Raw genomic sequence first — 14,283 nt, 5'->3', positions numbered from 1 at the left:
GTATGAAGCACCGTGGCAGGCACCGCCGCAGGCGCCGGGGGCGTGCGCTGCGGGCGACGCTGGCCGGCACCGCGCTGGCGCTGACCGCCGCCGCCACGCTGATCAGCACCTCGCAGGCCGCGGGCGGCGACAACCCCGGGGGCCTGACCCGTGTCACCACGGCGACCGAGACGGCCAAGCTCCGCCTCCACGAGGACCTCACCGACCACCGCACGCTCGACACACTCACCCGTGCGATGGGCGGCGCCGTCGACGTCCACGGCGTCCTGTCCTCCGCCGACCGCACCATGCGCGACCGGTCCGCGTGCGACGTCGCAGAGACCGCCGCGCTGCCCGTGCGGCCGGCCGCCACGCGCGCGTACTGCTGGGACCACGACGACGCGACGACCCCGCAGTGGGTACCGCGGTCCGTGACCACCTCCGGGGACGCCGAGGCCGACGGCCTGTGGGGCCCGGACCGGGTCATCCTGTCCGGCTGGACGCACCAGGACCGCCCCGGCGGCCCTGCCGCCGAGCGGGGCCTCGCCCGGGTCGCCTTCGTCGACGCCGACGATCCCTACCGCCTTGCCTACCGCTGGGTCCTGCTGGTCGCTCCGCGCGCCGGGGGGCAGGACTTCACCGCCGTCCGCCCCGGTCTGTCCGGCATGGTCTGGTACCGGGACAAACTGTTCGTCACCGCACGCGACTCGTTGCTGGTGTTCGACCTGCACCGGATCCTGCGAGCCAACGTCGACGGCGCCGCGATCGGACGGGTCGACGGCGGCTACGCGGCGGACGGCTACCAGTACGTGCTGCCGACGGCCGGCTCCTACCGGCTGACCGGCGGCCCCTGTTCGGCGGCCGACGACCACGGGGTGCCCTGCTTCTCCACGCTCTCCCTCGACCGCACCACCATCCCGGCCAGCCTGGTGGCGAGCGAGTCGCTGCGTCCCGGTGGCAACGGGCACACGGCCCGGGTGTGGCGGTACGCGTTCAGCACCGCGCCCGGCCGCGCCGGCCTGCTCGCCACGGACGCGCACGGCGACGTCAGGGCGACGGAGGCCTACGAGACGTCGGCGGCCGGGGTGCAGGGCGTACTGTCGCACCGGCGCGACGGGGCGGCACGGACCGACTGGTACGTCGACCGCGCGCCCTCGGTCGGCGGCCGGCACGGCACGCTGTGGCGGCAGACCACCTCCGGTGCGCAGACGGCCACCTGCGCTGCCGACGGGACCCACGCCTGCTGGGGCCGGCACACCGCGTCCCTGTCGTACTGGCGGGAGACGGGCGAGTTGTGGACGCTCACTCAGGGCGCGGCGAGCGACGACGGATCGGGGCCGGCCGACGGGCGGGTGCTGTACGCGGTGCCACTGGACGCGGTGGACGACGCCCTGAAGTAGCGCGCCGACAGGCCGGGCAGGGCGCCGGGCCCTTTGTCGTACCGCTCGCCGTCGTGATTCCCTGGCCGCATGAGCAGCATGACCGTGACCACGTGGTCCCTGGAGCAGACGTCCCCGAGCGATCTGCTGCCCGCCGCGGCCCCCGAGGGCGATGTCCGGATCCTCCGCGCCGAGGTGCCCTCGCCCGAGTTCAGCCGGTTCCTGTACGCGTCGGTCGGCGGGGACATCCGCTGGATCGACCGGCTCGGCTGGACGTACGCGCGCTGGCAGGAGCACCTGGACCGGCCGGGCGTGGAGACCTGGGTCGCCTACGACCGGGGCACGCCCGCGGGATACGTCGAGTTGGAGCCGCAGGACGACGGGGTCGTGGAGATCGTCTACTTCGGACTGCTGCCGGCCTTCCGGGGGCGGCGGATCGGCGGGCACCTGCTGTCGTACGGGACCGCCCGCGCCTGGGACCTCGCGGACCGCTGGCCGCGGCGGACGCCGACGAAGCGGGTGTGGCTGCATACGTGCAGCCTGGACGGGGAGCACGCGATGGAGAACTACCGCCGCCGCGGGTTCCGGCTGTTCGACACCAAGGTGGAGGAGCAGGCGGAGGTTGCCGCCCCGGGCCCCTGGCTGGGGGCGTACGCTCTCTGACCTGCGCGGACGCGAGCGCGTCCGGGTGATGTGACCGACAACACCCTTGTCCCACATTACGGGACAAGGGTGTCCGCATGACGGACGAAGCTGGACTGTGTCCAGATCGCCATGACACGCTTCCGTCATGTCTGGAACTGGAATTGCCTTGGTGAGTCGACGGCACGTCGATCTCGGCCGCATGTCCAGCGCCATCTGTCCGGCGAGCTGACAGCCTCCAGCCAGTCCGGTTTCTTCCCTTTTCCACCCTCGCGCAAGGTCGCGCACATCTCTCGTGTGCCCGCGCGCGCAGGTCAGAGCCGCTCTCCTGCCTGTCCCGAAGGACGTACCCACCATGGCCGCCACCCCGCAGAATCCCGCCACGCCCCGCCGCAAGGTGAGCCGTCACCGTGGCGAGGGTCAGTGGGCCGCAGGTCACTTCACCCCGCTCAACGGCAACGAACAGTTCAAGAAGGACGACGACGGTCTCAATGTGCGGACACGCATTGAGACGATCTACTCCAAGGCGGGTTTCGACTCGATCGACCCCAACGACCTGCGCGGCCGTATGCGGTGGTGGGGCCTGTACACCCAGCGCAGGCCCGGGATCGACGGCGGCAAGACCGCGATCCTGGAGCCGGAGGAGCTGGACGACAAGTACTTCATGATGCGGGTGCGCATCGACGGCGGGGCGCTGACCACGCAGCAGCTGCGCGTCATCGGTGAGATCTCGCAGGAGTTCGCGCGCGGCACCGCCGACATCACCGACCGGCAGAACGTCCAGTACCACTGGATCCAGGTCGAGGACGTGCCCGAGATCTGGAACCGCCTGGAGGCCGTCGGCCTGTCCACGGTCACCGCCTGCGGTGACACCCCCCGTGTGATGATCGGCTCCCCCGTCGCCGGCATCGCCGAGGACGAGATCATCGACGCCACCCCGGCGCTGGAGGAGATGAAGCGCCGCGTCCTGAACAACAAGGCGTATTCGAACCTCCCCCGGAAGTTCAAGACCGCCATCTCCGGCTCGCCGCTCCTCGACGTGGTTCACGAGATCAACGACGTGGCGTTCGTCGGCGTACGGCACCCCGAGCACGGGCCGGGCTTCGACGTGTGGGTCGGCGGTGGTCTGTCCACCAACCCCAAGCTGGGCGTGCGGCTGGGCGCGTGGGTGCCGCTGGAGGAGGTCCCGGACGTCTACGAGGGCGTCCTGTCGATCTTCCGTGACTACGGCTACCGGCGGCTGCGCAACCGGGCCCGCCTGAAGTTCCTCGTCGCCGACTGGGGCGCGGAGAAGTTCCGCCAGGTCCTTCAGGACGAGTACCTGGGGCGGAAGCTGGTCGACGGTCCCGCTCCCGAGCAGCCCGTCCAGCAGTGGCGCGACCACGTCGGCGTCCACCGTCAGAAGGACGGCCGCTACTACGTCGGATTCGCCCCGCGCGTCGGCCGCGTCGACGGCACCACGCTCACGAAGATCGCCGACCTCGCGGAGGCACACGGCTCCGGCCGGGTCCGCACCACCGTCGAACAGAAAATGATCATCCTCGATGTCGAGGAGGGGCAGGTCGACTCCCTGGTCGACGGCCTGGAGGCGCTCGACCTCACCGCCAGGCCCTCCTCGTTCCGGCGCGGCACCATGGCCTGCACCGGCATCGAGTTCTGCAAGCTCGCCATCGTCGAGACCAAGCAGCGCGGTTCCTCGCTCATCGACGAACTGGAGCGGCGCCTGCCGGACTTCGACGAGCCGATCACCATCAACCTCAACGGCTGCCCGAACGCCTGCGCCCGTATCCAGGTCGCGGACATCGGTCTCAAGGGCCAGCTGGTCCTCGACGACAAGGGCGAACAGGTCGAGGGCTACCAGGTGCACCTGGGCGGCGCGCTCGGCCTCGAGGCCGGGTTCGGCCGCAAGGTCCGCGGTCTGAAGGTCACCGCGGAGGAGCTGCCGGACTACGTCGAGCGGGTCCTCAAGCGCTACCAGGCGGAGCGCGAGGACGGCGAGCGGTTCGCGACCTGGGTTTCCCGGGCTTCCGAGGAGGCGCTGTCGTGAGCGAGCGTGCGGCGCCCTTCTACTGCCCCTACTGCGGCGAGGAGGACCTGCGTCCGAGCGAAGCGGGCCACGGCGCGTGGGAATGCGCGGCGTGCAATCGAGCCTTCCAGTTGAAGTTCCTGGGCCTTCTCGCCCAGGGGCTTCGACGAGCCGACAACGGAGGGGACGAGATATGACCACGGCTCAGACGGAACGGACGGCCGACGAACTCAAGGCGCTCGCCGAGCAGGCAGGCCGTGACCTGGAGAACGCCTCCGCGCTGGAGATCCTCCAGTGGGCGGCCGACACCTTCGGCAAGCGCTTCTGCGTGACCTCGTCCATGGAGGACGCGGTGGTCGCCCACCTCGCCTCCCGCGCGATGCCCGGCGTCGACGTGGTGTTCCTCGACACCGGCTACCACTTCCCGGAGACCATCGGCACCCGCGACGCGGTCGAGGCGGTGATGGACGTCAACGTCATCACCCTCACCCCGCGCCGGACGGTCGCCGAGCAGGACGCCGAGTACGGCCCGAAGCTGCACGACCGCGACCCGGACCTGTGCTGCAAGCTGCGCAAGGTCCAGCCGCTGGAAGAGGGCCTCAAGGACTACGACGCCTGGGCGACCGGCCTGCGCCGCGACGAGTCCCCGACCCGCGCGAACACCCCGGTCGTCGGCTGGGACGAGAAGCGGCAGAAGGTCAAGATCTCGCCGATCGCCCGCTGGACTCAGGACGACGTGGACGCCTACGTCGCCGAGCACGGCGTGCTGACCAACCCCCTGCTGATGGACGGCTACGCCTCCGTCGGTTGCGCGCCCTGCACCCGCCGGGTCCTTGAGGGCGAGGACGCGCGCGCCGGCCGATGGGCGGGCCGCGCCAAGACCGAGTGCGGGCTGCACGGCTGACCATGACAGAGATTCAGGAGACACACGTGACGAGCGGAGCCACCGTCTGGCTCACGGGTCTGCCGAGCGCGGGCAAGACCACCATCGCCCACGAGCTGGCGGGCCGGCTGCGCGAGGAGGGCCACCGGGTCGAGGTGCTCGACGGCGACGAGATCCGCGAGTTCCTCTCCGCGGGCCTCGGCTTCAGCCGGGAGGACCGGCACACCAACGTGCAGCGCATCGGCTTCGTCGCCGAACTGCTGGCCAGCCACGGCGTCAAGGCCCTCGTCCCGGTCATCGCGCCGTACGCGGACAGCCGGGAGGCGGTGCGCAAGCGCCACCAGCAGAACGGGACGGCGTACCTCGAGGTGCACGTGGCCACCCCTGTCGATGTCTGCTCGGTGCGCGATGTGAAGGGCCTGTACGCCAAGCAGGCCGCCGGCGAGCTGAAGGGCCTGACGGGCGTCGACGACCCCTACGAGGAGCCCGAGTCGCCGGACCTGCGGATCGAGTCGCAGCACCAGACCGTGCAGGAGTCCGCCGCGTCCGTGTACGCGCTGCTCAGCGAAAGGGGACTGGCATGACGACCGTCGCCGGTATCCAGGAGGGCACGGACAGCGGCCCGTACACCCTCTCCCACCTGGACGCCCTCGAGTCCGAGGCGGTGCACATCTTCCGCGAGGTGGCGGGCGAGTTCGAGAACCCGGTGATCCTGTTCTCCGGCGGCAAGGACTCCATCGTCATGCTGCACCTGGCGCTGAAGGCGTTCGCCCCGGCGCCGGTGCCCTTCGCGCTGCTGCACGTGGACACCGGGCACAACTTCCCCGAGGTCATCGAGTACCGCGACCGCACGGTGGCGCAGCACAACCTGCGGCTGCACGTCGCCTCCGTGCAGGACTACATCGACCGCGGTGTGCTCAAGGAGCGCCCGGACGGCACCCGCAACCCGCTGCAGACGCTGCCGCTGACCGAGAAGATCCAGAGCGAGAAGTTCGACGCCGTCTTCGGCGGCGGGCGGCGTGACGAGGAGAAGGCGCGCGCCAAGGAGCGCGTGTTCTCGCTGCGGGACGAGTTCTCGCAGTGGGACCCGCGCCGTCAGCGCCCCGAGCTGTGGCAGCTGTACAACGGCCGTCACGCGCCCGGCGAGCACGTGCGCGTCTTCCCGCTCAGCAACTGGACCGAGCTGGACGTGTGGCAGTACATCGCCCGCGAGGGCATCGAGCTGCCGCAGATCTACTTCGCCCACGAGCGCGAGGTGTTCCAGCGGGGCGGCATGTGGCTGACCGCCGGTGAGTGGGGCGGCCCCAAGGACGGCGAGACGGTCGAGAAGCGCCTCGTGCGCTACCGCACCGTCGGCGACATGTCCTGCACCGGTGCCGTCGACTCCGACGCGGTGACCCTGGAGCAGGTCATCACCGAGATCGCCGCCTCCCGGCTCACCGAGCGGGGCGCGACCCGGGCCGACGACAAGCTCTCGGAGGCCGCCATGGAGGACCGCAAGCGCGAGGGGTACTTCTAGCCATGACCACGACCACGGAACTCTCCGCCACCACCCTCCTGCGGTTCGCCACCGCCGGTTCGGTCGACGACGGCAAGTCCACCCTCGTCGGACGGCTTCTGCACGACTCCAAGTCGGTCCTCACCGACCAGCTGGAGGCCGTGGAGCGGGCTTCGGCCAGCCGCGGCCAGGAGGGACCGGACCTGGCCCTCCTCACCGACGGCCTCCGCGCCGAGCGCGAGCAGGGCATCACCATCGACGTGGCCTACCGCTACTTCGCCACGCCCCGCCGCCGGTTCATCCTCGCCGACACCCCGGGCCATGTGCAGTACACCCGCAACATGGTCACCGGCGCCTCCACCGCCGAGCTGACGGTCGTCCTGGTCGACGCCCGCAACGGCGTCGTCGAGCAGACCCGCCGCCACGCCGCGATCGCCGCCCTGCTGCGCGTCCCGCACGTGGTCCTCGCCGTCAACAAGATGGACCTGGTCGACTACCAGGAGTCCGTCTTCGCGCAGATCGCCGAGGAGTTCACCGCGTACGCGACCGAGCTGGGCGTCCCGGAGGTCACGGCGATCCCGATCTCGGCGCTCGAGGGCGACAACGTGGTGGAGCCGTCCGCCCACATGGACTGGTACGGCGGCCCGACCGTCCTGGAGCACCTGGAGACCGTCCCGGTCAGCCACGACCTGGCGCACTGCCACGCCCGGCTGCCCGTGCAGTACGTGATCCGCCCGCAGACCACCGAGCACCCCGACTACCGCGGCTACGCCGGTCAGATCGCGGCCGGCTCCTTCCGGGTCGGCGACCAGGTCACCGTTCTGCCGTCCGGCCGTACGACGAATGTCTCCGGGATCGACCTGCTGGGCGAGCCGGTCGACGTGGCCTGGACGCCGCAGTCGGTGACGCTGCTCCTCGAGGACGACATCGACATCTCGCGCGGCGACCTGATCGTGCCCACGAAGGACGCGCCGCCGACCACCCAGGACATCGAGGCGACCGTCTGTCACGTCGCCGACCAACCGCTGACGGTAGGCCACCGGGTGCTGCTCAAGCACGGCACCCGCACCGTCAAGGCGATCGTCAAGGACATCCCCTCCCGGCTCACGCTCGACGACCTGTCCCTGCACCCGCACCCGGGGCAGCTCCTCGCCAACGACATCGGCCGGGTGAAGATCCGTACCGCCGAGCCGCTGCCGGTGGACTCGTACGCGGACTCGCGCCGCACGGGCTCGTTCATCCTGATCGACCCGTCCGACGGCACCACGCTGACCGCGGGCATGGTCGGCGAGTCGTTCGCCGCGCCCGAGCCGGTCAAGGACGAACCCGACGACGACGGGTGGGACTTCTGATCATGAAGACGACGGACTTCTACTCGACGTTCGCCAAGGAGGGCGGCCGTGTCGGCAGCGGCGCCCTCGGCAGCGGGCAGGGCGGAGTGGCGCGATGTGCGCGATGACGTACGCGCACTGCCTGCGCGCCCTCACCCCCCACTGCCTGCCTAAACGAAGACCTGCCGACCTCCCGGCCACGACCTGAAAGACCGTGACCGCCGGGCCAACGAGAGGAACACCTCCCGTGCCTGCCAACCGCTCGACGCTCCTCCGCCGCGGCACAGCCGTGGTCGCCGCCCTCCCCCTCCTCACACTCGCCGCCTGCAGTTACGGCTCCAAGGCGAGCACCACCCCGTCGGACCAGAAGGTCGCCGCCGGGGCCCAGAAGATCGACGGCCTCGACTCCGTCAAGATCGGCTACTTCGGCAACCTCACCCATGGCACCGCGCTCGTGGGCGTCCAGAAGGGCTTCTTCCAGAAGGCGCTCGGCGCCACCCAGGCCAAGTACCAGATCTTCAACGCGGGCCCCTCCGAGATCGAGGCCCTGAACTCCGGTTCCATCGACATCGGCTGGATCGGCCCCTCCCCCGCGATCAACGGCTACACCAAGTCCGACGGCAAGAGCCTGCGCATCATCGGCGGTTCGGCGTCCGGCGGTGTGAAGCTCGTGGTCAACCCCGAGAAGATCAAGTCCCTGGCGGACGTCAAGGGCAAGAAGATCGCCACCCCGCAGCTCGGCAACACGCAGGACGTGGCGTTCCTCAACTGGATCGCGGAGCAGGGCTGGAAGGTAGACGCGCAGAGCGGCAAGGGCGATGTGTCGGTGGTCCGCACCGACAACAAGGTCACCCCGGACGCCTTCAAGTCCGGCTCCGTCGACGGCGCCTGGGTACCGGAGCCGACCGCGTCCAAGCTGGTCGCCGAAGGCGGCAAGGTGCTGCTGGACGAGTCCTCGCTGTGGCCGGACAAGAAGTTCGTGATCACGAACATCATCGTGTCGCAGAAGTTCCTCAAGGAGCACCCGAAGGCCGTCGAGGCCGTGCTGAAGGCGTCGGTCGAGACCAACAAGTGGATCAAGGCCAACCCGGACGCGGCGAAGGCGGCGGCGAACCAGCAGCTGGCGATCGACTCCGGCAAGGCGCTCCCGGCGAAGGTCCTCGACCCGGCGTGGAAGTCCATCCAGTTCACCGACGACCCGCTGGCCTCCACCCTGAACACCGAGGCGCGGCACGCGGTCAAGGCGGGTCTGCTGAAGAACCCGAAGCTGGACGGCATCTACGACCTCACCCTCCTGAACGAGGTCCTGAAGGCCGAGGGTGACCCGACCGTCAGCGACGCCGGTCTCGGCGTCAAGTAAAGCCCGCAGCCGATGAGTTCCCAGGAGGTGACGACCATGGCCACGACCCTCGCCACGGCCGCCGAGTCCGTCGACCAGGCGGCACGCCTTGAGCACGTCTCCAAGTCCTTCCCGGTGCCGGGCGGGCAGCAGCTCGTGCTGGACGACATCAGCCTCGATGTCGCGCCGGGCGAGTTCGTCACCCTCCTGGGGGCCTCGGGCTGCGGCAAGTCGACACTGCTGAACCTGGTGGCGGGCCTGGACAAGCCGACCGGCGGTGACATCACGACGGACGGCCGCCCGGCCCTGATGTTCCAGGAGCACGCCCTGTTCCCGTGGCTGACCGCGGGCAAGAACATCGAACTCGCCCTGAAGCTCCGGGGCGTTGCGAAGAGCGACCGGCGCGAGCGCGCCGAGGAGCTGCTGGAACTGGTCCGGCTCAAGGGCTCGTACGGCAAGCGGGTGCACGAGCTGTCCGGCGGTATGCGCCAGCGGGTCGCCATGGCCCGCGCGCTGGCGCAGGACAGCCGGCTGCTGCTGATGGACGAGCCGTTCGCCGCGCTGGACGCCATCACCCGGGACCTGCTGCACGACGAGCTGACCCGTATCTGGCAGGAGACGGGTGTGTCGGTCCTGTTCGTCACGCACAACGTGCGCGAGGCGGTGCGGCTCGCGCAGCGCGTGGTGCTGCTGTCCTCCCGCCCGGGGCGCGTGGCCCGCGAGTGGACCGTCGACATTCCGCAGCCTCGCCGTATCGAGGACGCGCCCGTCGCGGAGCTGTCCCTCGAGATCACCGAAGTACTGCGTGGGGAGATCCGCCGCCATGGCCAGCACTGAGACCAAGACGACCGAGGGCACCGGGCTGGACGGTGTGGAGGCCGGTCTCGACGCACTGGAGACCACGGTCACCGGCCGTACGCCCTTCCGGCAGACCTTCGTCAACAAGATCCTCCCTCCGCTCGTGGGCATCGCGCTGGTCCTGGTGGTCTGGCAGGCGCTGATCTCCTTCAAGGTCGTCGACGACCCGACCAAGCTGCCCTCGCCCGGCGCCGTGGCGGGCGAGTTCAAGGACGCCTGGCTGCAGGGCACGCTGCTCGGCTACATCTGGACCAGCGTCTCGCGCGGTCTGCTGGGCTTCCTGTTCGCGCTGGCGATCGGCACCCCCCTCGGCCTGGTGGTGGCGCGGGTGAAGTTCGTGCGCGCGGCCATCGGCCCGGTCCTGTCCGGTCTGCAGTCGCTGCCTTCGGTGGCGTGGGTGCCGCCGGCGGTGATCTGGCTGGGTCTGAACAACTCGATGATGTACGCGGTGATCCTGCTCGGCGCGGTCCCCTCCATCGCCAACGGCCTGGTCTCCGGCATCGACCAGGTGCCGCCGCTGTTCCTGCGCGCGGGCCGCACGATGGGCGCGACCGGTCTGAGGGGCGCCTGGCACATCGTGCTGCCGGCCGCGCTGCCGGGTTACCTCGCGGGGCTGAAGCAGGGGTGGGCGTTCTCCTGGCGCTCGCTGATGGCGGCGGAGATCATCGCCTCCTCGCCCGACCTCGGCATCGGCCTGGGCGCGCTGCTGGAGAACGGCCGCAACGCGAGTTCCATGTCCATGGTGTTCGAGGCCATCATCCTGATCCTGTTCGTCGGCATCGCCATCGACCTGCTGATCTTCAGCCCGCTGGAGCGGTGGGTGCTGCGCAGCCGCGGTCTGCTGGTGAAGGGCTGAGCCGCCTCATGCACAACCCGGTCCTCCTCGTGATCGCCCACGGCAGCCGCGATGCGCGGCACGCCGCGACCGTGCACGCCCTCGTACGGCGGGTGCGGTCGCTGCGGCCCGGGCTGCGCGTGGAGACCGGGTTCCTGGACTTCAACGTCCCGTCCGTGCACGGGGTGCTGGAGTCCCTGGCGGCTCAGGGCGTCCGGGACGTGGTGGCACTCCCCCTCCTGCTGACCCGCGCGTTCCACGCCAGGGCGGACATCCCCGCGGTCCTGCGGGAGGCGCCGCCACGGCTGCGGATCCGGCAGGCGGAGGTGCTGGGCCCCTCGCCCCTGCTGACGCGGGCCCTCGAACGCCGTTTGTACGAGGCGGGCCTGACCCCCGCCGACAAGTCCTCGACCGGGGTCGTGCTCGCCTCGGCGGGGTCCACCGACCCGGAGGCGATCGCAGTGATCGCTGACATCGCGCGGGAGTGGCGGCACACCGGTTGGTGCGCCGTGCGGCCTGCGTTCGCCTCCGCTGCATCTCCCGCGGGGTTCCCGCGCACCGAGGACGCGGTGCGCGAACTGCGCGCGCTGGGCTGCGCCCGGGTGGCCGTGGCGCCGTACGTCCTGGCGCCCGGCTTCCTGCCGGACCGCATCGCGCGGGGCGCGGCCGGAGCGGACGTGCTGGCCGAGGTGCTGGGACCCGCGCCGGAGGTGGCGCGGGTCGTGGTGGAGCGCTACGACCGGGCCCGGGTGCCGACGCCCGCGGCAATCGGGGCCTGACCGTTCCCGGTCCGGCGTCCTATGAGGTCGTGGTCGCCGTGACCGTGGCCGACGGGCCGGTGCCCGCCGCCGTCACCGCGGCGATCGTGACCGTGTAGGAGGCGCCCGGCTTCAGGCCGCCGATGACGCGGAACATGCCCTTGGCGGACGGCTGGGTGACCAGGACGTCCCGGCCGGTGACGTCGATCGGCTCGCGGCCGTCGGAGACCGTCACCCGGTAGCCGATCACCTTGGCGTCGCCCGTCGCCGTCGGCGGGGTCCAGGCGAGGGTGGCCGCCGTCGACCGGGTGCGCAGCTTGGGGCTCGTCGGGGCCGGGGGCGGCGTGGTCGCGGCCGTGGGCGTCAGCGGGAGCGAGGCGAGGGAGGGGGCGCTGGTGCCGTACGCGTTGGCCGCCGTGACCGTCACCGTGAAGGGGCCGCCCGAGGACGGCAGCCCGCCGAGGCGTACGAGCGCGGTGCGCCGGAAGTCGGCCGCCGTCACCGTCTGTTCGCCGACCTGCTTGCCCGTGGCGTCGAAGGCGCGGGCCGTGTAGCCCGTCACCGGGGAACCTCCCTCGACGAAGCTCGGGTTGAAGGTGACGTAGAGCGCGTCGGCGCCCGCGGTGCTCGTGCCGACGCGGGAGGGTGCCTCGGGGGCGGACGGGCCGCCGATGCTCCGCTGGAGCAGTGCGCGGTGGGCGGGTTCGAGGCCCGCGTTCGCCACGATGTCCGCCGGCACGTCCGACAGGGCCGTCATGATCTTGTTGCCGGTGGTCACCAGGCCCTTGTTGTCGCTGTCGGCGGTGCCCTCCTCCCACCAGTTGTCCTTGACGAGTGTCGGGTCGTTGTTGCCCAGGTCGTCGCGGTAGTCGGTGTGACGGGAGGCGACGTTGGCGTAGGAGGCGTGGTACAGGACGTTGCCCTCGACGGTCTCGTAGGTGCAGCCGTTGTCGGTGTAGACGCTCTTGCCGAGCCCCCACTGGTCGCGGATGACGTTTCCGGTGACCTTCTCGCCGTCGGTCATCGAGGTGCCGGTCAGGCCCTGGGTGTAGATGCCGCCGCCGTCGTCGAGCATCTGCATGTAGTCGAAGATCAGGTTGTCGCGGACCTCGTTGTCATGGCTGGCGTTGGGGGTCGCCGCGTCACCGATCTTGTCCGGCCAGCCGCCCCAGCCCATCGAGACGGCGCTGTAGCCGACGTGGTCGATCTGGTTGTGGGCGATGGTGTTGTGCCGGGTGTAACCGTTGAGGATCGCCACACCGCCGTGGTATTCGCGGGGCAGTCCGTAGAGGTGGTTGTCGGTCACCTGCACGCCCGAGGCCGGGGTCTGCCCGTCCACTCCCCCGATCTCCAAGCCGTTGCCGGAGATGTCGGTGAAGATGCTGCCGCTGACCGTGGAGTCCTTCGAACCGGTGCCGAGGTCGAGGCCGGAGGCGCCGAGGTGGGCGAACACGTCGTCGGAGAAGTCGATGCGCTCTGCGTAGGCGAACGACACGTTGCCCGGCATCTTCGTCCAGGAGGCGAAGGGGCAGGTGCCGCCCTCGACGTACTGGCACAGGCCCTGCGTGGCCCAGCCCTTGTCGCCGGTGATGGTGTAGCCCGCCTGGATCTCGGAGAAGCCCTGCGGACCCGAGGGCGTCAGCCAGGTCGCGTAGCTGAACCGGAGCCCGCGGAAGGCGATGTCGTGGACCGGCGCGTTCGCCGTGCCCCGGCCGTCGACCAGCTTCTCGGCCGCCGCAGCCTCGACGTCGGCCCGGGCGAGGTTCTCGCCCTTGCGGGGCATGTAGTAGACGCGGTGCGCACCGCGGTCGAGGTACCACTCTCCGGGCTGGTCGAGGAGCTCGAAGGCGTTCTCGATGTAGGTGACCTTGCCGCTGTTGGTGAGGTGGCCGGGTCCGACCATGCTGACCGTGCGGCCCGGGATGTCCGGGAACTCCACCCGCTTGTTGGAGTTGTCCCAGCAGGGCTGGGCCATGGTGATGGTGGTGCCCTCGGCGGAGGCGATGCGGCAGCGCGGCTCGGTCCACTGCCCGAGGCCGTTGCGCTCGATGTTCCACAGGGCCTCGCCGCTCGTGTAGACGAACTCGGCGTCGGACGGGCGCTTCCAGCGGCCGATGGTGTCGGAGGACGCCGTGTAGCCGGTCGCGGTCTGCGTCAGGGTCACCGGGACGCCGCCCCGGGCCCGCTGGGCGCGCACCCCGTCCACGTACAGCTGCCGGGTGTCGGTGAGCCCGTGCGGCGCGGGCGCGGACCACAGCCCCGGACGGCCCGTGACCCGACGCCAGCCGGTGACCTGGCGGCCGCCGCTGATGACGGTGGCGCCCGTGCCCTGCCAGATGACCTTGTGGCCGCCGGTGCCCGAGTCGCGGGCGTCCAGGACCAGAGGATCACTCGGACGGTAGGTGCCGGACGCCAGATGGATCGTCAGGTCGGCCGTCAGGTGTGCGGCCCGGGTCCGGGCGAGGTCGCGTGCGCGTTCCAGGGTGCGGACCGGGTGCCGTGCCGTGCCGTCGGCGTGGTCGTTCCCGGCCGGGGACACATAGAGGTCCGGGGTCGTGGCCGGGGTCTGGGCGACGGCACCGGGAACACCGAGTGCCAGCAGCGCGGAGACGAGGGTGACGAGGGCGGCTCTTCGGTGCGTGGGCATATGACCCTCCCGTGGGCTTTGCCTGTACCCAACGCCGGGAAAGGTAGGAGCACTGTCCACCACCGTCAATCAATATGACAAAAACAGCCTTGAGTTCCTCGTTCGAGA

At 70.7% G+C, this 14,283-nt stretch carries 14 protein-coding genes; 13 read left to right on the top strand and 1 reads right to left on the bottom strand.

Annotated features, from left to right (window positions below):
- Positions 1-2: 2 nt before the first annotated feature.
- The 13 genes from ACZ7L1_RS01360 to ACZ7L1_RS01300 all read left to right on the top strand — a co-directional run bounded on the left by ACZ7L1_RS01360 (position 3) and on the right by ACZ7L1_RS01300 (position 11,549).
- Positions 3-1,379 (top strand): hypothetical protein, encoded by a 1,377-nt coding sequence (locus ACZ7L1_RS01360; protein WP_471433187.1) that lies wholly within the window; start codon positions 3-5, stop codon positions 1,377-1,379.
- A 69-nt stretch (positions 1,380-1,448) separates the two neighbouring features.
- Positions 1,449-2,021 carry a GNAT family N-acetyltransferase gene (locus ACZ7L1_RS01355; RefSeq protein WP_471433186.1) on the top strand — a complete coding sequence of 191 codons (573 nt, stop codon included), beginning with the start codon at positions 1,449-1,451 and terminating at the stop codon, positions 2,019-2,021.
- Positions 2,022-2,148: 127 nt separating this feature from the next.
- Entirely contained in the window at positions 2,149-2,232 is an 84-nt protein-coding gene (locus ACZ7L1_RS01350) for a putative leader peptide (protein WP_309486338.1), read from the top strand.
- Between the two features lie 123 nt (positions 2,233-2,355).
- Positions 2,356-4,047, top strand: coding sequence for a nitrite/sulfite reductase (locus ACZ7L1_RS01345; protein WP_471433184.1), 1,692 nt, complete (start codon positions 2,356-2,358; stop codon positions 4,045-4,047).
- Positions 4,044-4,223: a hypothetical protein gene (locus ACZ7L1_RS01340; protein WP_471433183.1), complete on the top strand. Its 180-nt coding sequence runs from the start codon at positions 4,044-4,046 to the stop codon at positions 4,221-4,223. The genes ACZ7L1_RS01345 and ACZ7L1_RS01340 overlap by 4 nt, the downstream gene beginning before the upstream one ends.
- Entirely contained in the window at positions 4,220-4,930 is a 711-nt protein-coding gene (locus ACZ7L1_RS01335) for a phosphoadenylyl-sulfate reductase (protein WP_471433181.1), read from the top strand. The genes ACZ7L1_RS01340 and ACZ7L1_RS01335 overlap by 4 nt, the downstream gene beginning before the upstream one ends.
- A 26-nt stretch (positions 4,931-4,956) precedes the next feature.
- Positions 4,957-5,493: an adenylyl-sulfate kinase gene (gene cysC, locus ACZ7L1_RS01330; protein WP_471433180.1), complete on the top strand. Its 537-nt coding sequence runs from the start codon at positions 4,957-4,959 to the stop codon at positions 5,491-5,493.
- On the top strand, positions 5,490-6,428 hold the full coding sequence (gene cysD, locus ACZ7L1_RS01325) for a sulfate adenylyltransferase subunit CysD (protein WP_471433179.1): 939 nt from the start codon (positions 5,490-5,492) through the stop codon (positions 6,426-6,428). Before cysC ends, cysD begins: the two co-directional genes overlap by 4 nt.
- 2 nt (positions 6,429-6,430) lie before the next feature.
- Positions 6,431-7,759: a sulfate adenylyltransferase subunit 1 gene (locus ACZ7L1_RS01320; protein WP_471433178.1), complete on the top strand. Its 1,329-nt coding sequence runs from the start codon at positions 6,431-6,433 to the stop codon at positions 7,757-7,759.
- A gap of 226 nt (positions 7,760-7,985) precedes the next feature.
- A complete protein-coding gene (locus ACZ7L1_RS01315) occupies positions 7,986-9,098 on the top strand; it encodes an ABC transporter substrate-binding protein (protein ID WP_471433176.1) in 1,113 nt (370 codons plus the stop codon).
- A 12-nt stretch (positions 9,099-9,110) separates the two neighbouring features.
- Positions 9,111-9,914, top strand: a complete 804-nt coding sequence (locus ACZ7L1_RS01310; RefSeq protein WP_471433174.1) for an ABC transporter ATP-binding protein — start codon at positions 9,111-9,113, stop codon at positions 9,912-9,914.
- On the top strand, positions 9,901-10,791 hold the full coding sequence (locus ACZ7L1_RS01305; protein ID WP_471433173.1) for an ABC transporter permease: 891 nt from the start codon (positions 9,901-9,903) through the stop codon (positions 10,789-10,791). Before ACZ7L1_RS01310 ends, ACZ7L1_RS01305 begins: the two co-directional genes overlap by 14 nt.
- A gap of 8 nt (positions 10,792-10,799) precedes the next feature.
- Positions 10,800-11,549: a sirohydrochlorin chelatase gene (locus ACZ7L1_RS01300; RefSeq protein WP_471433171.1), complete on the top strand. Its 750-nt coding sequence runs from the start codon at positions 10,800-10,802 to the stop codon at positions 11,547-11,549.
- A gap of 19 nt (positions 11,550-11,568) precedes the next feature.
- On the opposite strand, the gene ACZ7L1_RS01295 is transcribed toward ACZ7L1_RS01300, so the two are convergent.
- Positions 11,569-14,175, bottom strand: coding sequence for a fibronectin type III domain-containing protein (locus tag ACZ7L1_RS01295; protein WP_471433169.1), 2,607 nt, complete (start codon positions 14,173-14,175; stop codon positions 11,569-11,571).
- Between the last annotated feature and the right edge of the window lie 108 nt (positions 14,176-14,283).

The organism is Streptomyces sp. NPDC107546, assembly GCF_055639175.1.
The sequence above is the reverse complement of the archived record's forward strand: the minus strand, read 5'-3'. Positions and strand labels throughout refer to the sequence as shown.

Coding starts and splice junctions, on each gene's coding strand:
- ACZ7L1_RS01360 (WP_471433187.1), top strand. CDS start 3: ATGAAGCACCGTGGCAGGCACCGCCGCAGGCGCCGGGGGCGTGCGCTG.
- ACZ7L1_RS01355 (WP_471433186.1), top strand. CDS start 1,449: ATGAGCAGCATGACCGTGACCACGTGGTCCCTGGAGCAGACGTCCCCG.
- ACZ7L1_RS01350 (WP_309486338.1), top strand. CDS start 2,149: ATGTCTGGAACTGGAATTGCCTTGGTGAGTCGACGGCACGTCGATCTC.
- ACZ7L1_RS01345 (WP_471433184.1), top strand. CDS start 2,356: ATGGCCGCCACCCCGCAGAATCCCGCCACGCCCCGCCGCAAGGTGAGC.
- ACZ7L1_RS01335 (WP_471433181.1), top strand. CDS start 4,220: ATGACCACGGCTCAGACGGAACGGACGGCCGACGAACTCAAGGCGCTC.
- cysD (WP_471433179.1), top strand. CDS start 5,490: ATGACGACCGTCGCCGGTATCCAGGAGGGCACGGACAGCGGCCCGTAC.
- ACZ7L1_RS01320 (WP_471433178.1), top strand. CDS start 6,431: ATGACCACGACCACGGAACTCTCCGCCACCACCCTCCTGCGGTTCGCC.
- ACZ7L1_RS01310 (WP_471433174.1), top strand. CDS start 9,111: ATGAGTTCCCAGGAGGTGACGACCATGGCCACGACCCTCGCCACGGCC.
- ACZ7L1_RS01305 (WP_471433173.1), top strand. CDS start 9,901: ATGGCCAGCACTGAGACCAAGACGACCGAGGGCACCGGGCTGGACGGT.
- ACZ7L1_RS01300 (WP_471433171.1), top strand. CDS start 10,800: ATGCACAACCCGGTCCTCCTCGTGATCGCCCACGGCAGCCGCGATGCG.
- ACZ7L1_RS01295 (WP_471433169.1), bottom strand. CDS start 14,175: ATGCCCACGCACCGAAGAGCCGCCCTCGTCACCCTCGTCTCCGCGCTG.